The organism is Sodalis sp. (in: enterobacteria), assembly GCF_047607725.1.
Taxonomy (GTDB): Bacteria; Pseudomonadota; Gammaproteobacteria; order Enterobacterales; family Enterobacteriaceae; genus JBLKSS01.
In genome coordinates, this window is sequence record NZ_JBLKSS010000330.1 from 5,322 (window position 1) to 9,722 (window position 4,401).

Consider the following 4,401-nt stretch of genomic DNA (forward strand, 5'->3'; position numbering starts at 1 on the left):
ATAGCGAATCCAGAGCGTTGAAAAACGTAGCGGGGGGCAGGCCGCCCCAGTCGGGATGCCAGAGGGATTTATGGCCGGCGGCGCAGCGCCGCCGGCTGGGTGGTTCCCGACAATACCGCCGGGATCCAATCGCACAGTTCGACCCAGGAAGCCGCATGCCGGCGTACGGCCTCATCCTGGCGGGTGATGTGCAGGATTTTGGCCTAGAACCATTCCGAGGAGTACACGCCGCCGATATAGCGGGTGTAGTCCTCCTGGCCGGGCTGGCGGCACAGGCGGGTGATGGCCTCGGCTTCATCGATGGCGGTATGGTCTTTCCACAGGACGAACATGGCGTTGGGATTGTCGGCGAAGTCAGGGCGTAGCGCCAGCACGCGGCCTTCGGCATCCACCGGCGCCGGCGTCGACCCGGTCGTATCAACGCCGATACCGACGATCTGCTGACTCTGTGCGGGGGAAAGCTGTCCGATGACGGCCTTCAGGGCCTGTTCCATGGATTCCAGGTAATCCGCCGGATGGTGACGAAACTGACTTGATGGCGGGGCGGGTGAACCGGCCGGCGAACCAGCGTGGGTACCATACCACGTCGGTCGCCAGCTCCTGGCTGGGGGCGCAGGATACCGCCAAGGCGCGAACCGAGTCACTGCCGAAGTCCAGTCCCAGACTGATGGCCGCATTCTTCATTTCACTCTCCCTTGCCCGTTGCGCTAACGATGAGGATTACCATAAGGACTAATGGCGCGGGCGGTGAGGAGGGGTTAGCTGGATGTATGCACAAATCTGCTGCTTATGGTCATTTTGTGAGCGACATCAAAGGTTAATAGCAGGTTAAATTAGCTGAATTTATGGAGTTATCTGCTGTTCTTGGGAAATGTGATAACGCTCTACCTCTGGCTGACATTTACAGGCTAAAACTACCCCGGTCTGTCCTCTGGCGGGCGGAATTATGCGGTATCAATGTGCATTATTGCCCGATGGAGATAACCCGAAGATTCTATGAGAACGTTTACACGCTCGCCGGCAACGGAGCACGATGATAACTAAAATCGGAGAATCACATGCATAAATTCACTCAGGTATTAGCGGCTATCGGACTGGCCGCGGTTATGTATCATTCGGCTATGGCTGACAATTTAAAACTCGGTTTTTTTGTGAAACAGCCCGAGGAACCCTGGTTCCAAACCGAATGGCGTTTTGCCGATAAAGCCGGCAAGGATTTGGGCTTCGAGGTGATAAAGATCGCCGTGCCGGACGGCGAAAAGACCCTCAACGCCATCGACAGCCTGGCCGCCAGCGGGGCGAAAGGGTTCGTAATATGCACGCCGGATCCCAAACTCGGTTCGGCGATCGTCGCCAAGGCGCGCAGCTATGATCAGGAAGTCATCGCCGTGGACGATCAATTCGTCACCGTCAAAGGCAAGCCGATGGGCAGTGTGCCGCTGGTCATGATGGCCGCCACCAAAATCGGCGAGCTGCAGGGGCAAGAGCTGTGGAAAGAGATGAACAAACGCGGCTGGAAGGTGCAGGACACCGGCGTGATGGCCATCACCGCCAATGAACTGGACACCGCCCGCCGGCGGACCACGGGTTCCATGGACGCGCTGAAGGCCGCGGGATTCCCGGAAAAGCAAATTTATCAGGTCCCCACTAAATCCAACGATATTCCGGGCGCCTTCGACGCGGCCAACTCGTTGTTGGTTCAGCACCCGGCAGTGAAGAACTGGCTGATTATCGGTATGAACGACAATACGGTGCTGGGCAGCGTGCGCGCGTCTGAAGGACAGGGCTTCAAGGCCGAAAATGTCATTGGTATCGGCATAAACGGCGTTGACGCGGTAAGTGAGTTGTCAAAAGCCAACGCCACCGGTTTCTACGGTTCGCTGCTGCCGAGCCCGGACGTACATGGCTATAAGAGCATCCAAATGCTGGATCAGTGGGTGACCAAAGGCGTGGAGCCGCCTAAATTCACCGAAGTGACCAATGTGGTGCTCATCACCCGCGCCAATTTCAAGCAGGAGCTGGACAAAAAAGGGCTGTGATCAGTCCTGTCGGTTGACGGGCCGCCGCGTGGCGGCCCGTCTCATGATGACGTAATTCCCTCGCCGCGGCTCCGGCCGCCGGGGTAACAGGCGCGGCTATTCGAGGATGTATTCATGACCACGACACCGCCTTACCTGTCGTTTCGCGGCATTGGCAAAGTGTTTCCCGGCGTCAAGGCGTTGGACGCCATCAGTTTTGACTGTTATCCCGGCCAGATCCATGCCCTGATGGGCGAAAATGGCGCCGGCAAGTCGACGCTGTTGAAAATCCTCAGCGGCAGCTATACGCCGTCGCAGGGTGAGATAGTGATTAAAGACCAGCCGGTGCGGTTTGCAACCACCCTTGATGCGCTGAACGCCGGCGTTGCCATTATCTATCAGGAACTGCATTTAGTACCCGAGATGACGGTGGCGGAAAATATTTACCTGGGCCAATTGCCCGCACGCGGTGGCCTGGTGCGCCGCCGTATTCTGCATTATGAAGCCCAGCTGCAATTGGCGCATTTGGGGCTGGATATCGCGCCGGATACGCCGCTGAAATACCTGTCCATCGGCCAGTGGCAGATGGTGGAGATCGCCAAGGCGCTGGCGCGCAACGCGAAAATTATCGCCTTCGACGAACCGACCAGCTCGCTATCGGCACGGGAGATAGAACAGCTGTTTCGCGTGATTCGCGAACTGCGCGCCGAAGGGCGGGTGATTTTGTATGTGTCGCACCGTATGGAGGAGATTTTTGCCCTGAGCGATGCTATCACCGTGTTCAAAGATGGCCGCTATGTGCAGACGTTTACCTATACCGCCTCGGTATCCTACGACCAACTGGTGCAGGCGATGGTGGGGCGCAGTCTGGGGGATATTTACGGCTATCAGCCCAGGCCCCATGGCGAGGTGCGCCTCGCGTTGAACGCCGTGCGGGCGGAAGGGGTGAAATCGCCGGTGTCGCTCAGCGTTCTCGCCGGCGAAATCGTAGGTCTGTTCGGCCTGGTGGGCGCGGGGCGCAGCGAATTGATGAAGGGGGTTTTCGGCGGTACGCGCCTGCTTGGCGGCCAGTTGCTGCTGGATGGCCAGTCGCTCGCCTTTGATAGCCCAGCCGACGCCATTCGCCACGGCCTGATGCTTTGCCCAGAGGATCGCAAAGCCGACGGCATCATTCCCGTTCATTCGGTACAGGACAATATCAATATTAGCGACCGGCGCAAATTCCTGCGCGTCGGGTGCCTGATTAATGCGCCGTGGGAGGCGGAAAACGCCCGCCACCATATCGCGGCGCTCAATATCAAGACGCCGGCCGCCACGCAATTGATTATGAATCTCTCCGGGGGCAATCAGCAAAAGGCGATTCTCGGCCGCTGGCTGTCTGAGGACATGAAAGTCATCATGCTCGACGAGCCGACCCGCGGCATTGATGTGGGCGCTAAACATGAAATTTACGCTGTGATTTATGCCCTGGCGCGGCGCGGCATCGCCGTGCTGTTTGCCTCAAGCGATTTGCCGGAGGTGCTTGGGATTGCCGATCGTATCGTCGTGATGCGCGAAGGGGCTATCTCCGGCGAATTACGCCATGAGGAGGCCACCGAGCAAAAAGCGCTGAGTCTGGCCATGTTAACCACTCCTGACACCCGCACCGCCGATGCGCAGTTCTGACCGGGAAGGAGTCTACCATATCTACCGTTACCTCAACCCCTGCAAAGCCCCCAAATCCCGGAGCATCAGCCGCATCTGGGACAATTACGGCATGCTGGTGGTCTTCACGGCGTTGTTTGTCGCCTGCGCGCTTTTCGTGCCCAATTTCGCAAGTTTCATCAATATGAAAGGGCTGGGCCTGGCCATATCCATGTCGGGCATCGTCGCCTGCGGTATGCTGTTTTGTCTGGCCTCCGGCGATTTCGACCTGTCGGTAGCGTCGGTTATTGCCTGCTCCGGGGTGACCGCCGCGGTGGTCATTAATGTGACCGAAAGCCTCTGGATCGGCGTGGCCGCCGGGCTGCTGCTGGGCGTGATTTCCGGACTGGTGAACGGTATCGTTATCGCCTGGTTGAAAATCAATGCGCTCATCACCACGCTTGCGACAATGCAGATCGTGCGCGGTCTGGCATACATCATTTCCGACGGAAAAGCGGTCGGTATTGAGGACGAGCGTTTTTTTGTGCTGGGCTATGCCAACTGGCTGGGGCTGCCGGCGCCTATCTGGATAACGGTGTTGTGCATGATTGTGTTTGGTTTTTTGCTGAACAAAACCACCTTCGGCCGCAATACGCTGTCTATCGGCGGTAATGAAGAGGCCGCCGGACTGGCGGGCGTGCCGGTGGTGCGCACCAAGATCATTATCTTTGTGCTGTCGGGGCTGGTCTCGGCGGTGGCG

General features: G+C 58.1%; 4 protein-coding genes and 1 pseudogene. 4 read left to right on the plus strand and 1 reads right to left on the minus strand.

The features are described from left to right. Nucleotides 1–627, minus strand: a pseudogene (locus ACMX3H_RS19780) (ribulokinase); the annotation flags it as partial. Between ACMX3H_RS19780 and ACMX3H_RS19785 the strand changes: the two are divergent. The 4 genes from ACMX3H_RS19785 to araH all read left to right on the plus strand — a co-directional run. After that, entirely contained in the window at nucleotides 548–736 is a 189-nt protein-coding gene (locus ACMX3H_RS19785) for a hypothetical protein (protein WP_415209760.1), read from the plus strand. The pseudogene ACMX3H_RS19780 and the gene ACMX3H_RS19785 sit on opposite strands and share 80 nt — an antisense overlap. A 322-nt stretch (nucleotides 737–1,058) precedes the next feature. Then, nucleotides 1,059–2,039, plus strand: a complete 981-nt coding sequence (locus ACMX3H_RS19790; protein ID WP_415209756.1) for an arabinose ABC transporter substrate-binding protein — start codon at nucleotides 1,059–1,061, stop codon at nucleotides 2,037–2,039. A 114-nt stretch (nucleotides 2,040–2,153) separates the two neighbouring features. Beyond that, complete coding sequence (gene araG, locus ACMX3H_RS19795) at nucleotides 2,154–3,683, plus strand: L-arabinose ABC transporter ATP-binding protein AraG (protein WP_415209757.1); 1,530 nt, start codon at nucleotides 2,154–2,156, stop codon at nucleotides 3,681–3,683. Next, on the plus strand, nucleotides 3,670–4,401 hold a 732-nt coding region (gene araH, locus ACMX3H_RS19800; protein WP_415211923.1), incomplete at its 3' end, for an L-arabinose ABC transporter permease AraH. The genes araG and araH, both read left to right, overlap by 14 nt.